The organism is Vibrio sp. 10N.261.52.A1, assembly GCF_002876325.1.
GTDB classification, from domain to species: Bacteria; Pseudomonadota; Gammaproteobacteria; order Enterobacterales; family Vibrionaceae; genus Vibrio; species Vibrio chagasii.
Window position 1 is genome coordinate 1 of sequence record NZ_MCYD01001329.1, and the last position, 767, is coordinate 767.

At 44.6% G+C, this 767-nt stretch carries 1 protein-coding gene; it reads left to right on the forward strand.

Annotated features, from left to right (window positions below):
* A partial coding sequence (gene truA / locus BCT81_RS27430; protein WP_102426507.1) for a tRNA pseudouridine(38-40) synthase TruA occupies positions 1–671 on the forward strand: 671 nt, incomplete at its 5' end.
* Positions 672–767: the final 96 nt, after the last annotated feature.

A 767-nucleotide genomic window follows, 5' to 3' on the forward strand; every position in this document is an offset into this window, starting at 1 on the left:
TAGAAGTTCAATGTGCGGGACGAACGGATGCCGGTGTTCACGGTACGGGACAAGTCGTTCACTTTGAAACCAATGTCGACCGCAAAATGGTGGCATGGACAATGGGCGCAAATGCCAACATGCCTAAAGACATCGCTGTTCGTTGGGCAACTGAAGTGAATGAAGATTTTCATGCTCGCTTCTCTGCAACGGCACGTCGCTACCGCTATATCATTTTCAATCATGCACTGCGCCCTGGAATCTTAAATTCAGGTGTGAGCCATTATCATGGTCACCTTGACGAGAAAAAGATGCATGAGGCAGGTCAGTACCTGCTGGGTGAAAATGATTTTACGTCGTTTAGAGCTACGCACTGCCAGTCTCATAGCCCGTGGCGAAATATGATTCATTTGAACGTGACTCGTCATGGCCATTACATCGTCATTGATATTAAGGCGAATGCGTTTGTGCACCATATGGTGAGAAACATTACGGGTAGCCTAATTGCCGTTGGTAAAGGTGAGCAGAAGCCAGAATGGATCAAGTGGTTACTTGAAGCGAAAGACCGTAAGTTGGCTGGAGCAACTGCTAAAGCCGAAGGTCTCTATTTAGTTGATGTGGATTATCCAGAAGAATTCGGTCTTCCAAGAGAGCCAATTGGTCCTCTGTTTCTTCCAGATAATTTGAACTAAATGTGGGACTTAGGTTCAAAAAATATTGCGAAATCGTGCGTAAAATAGCTCAAGAAAATAGGTACAACCAGTTTTTTATCTACACTTGCTGTTTTA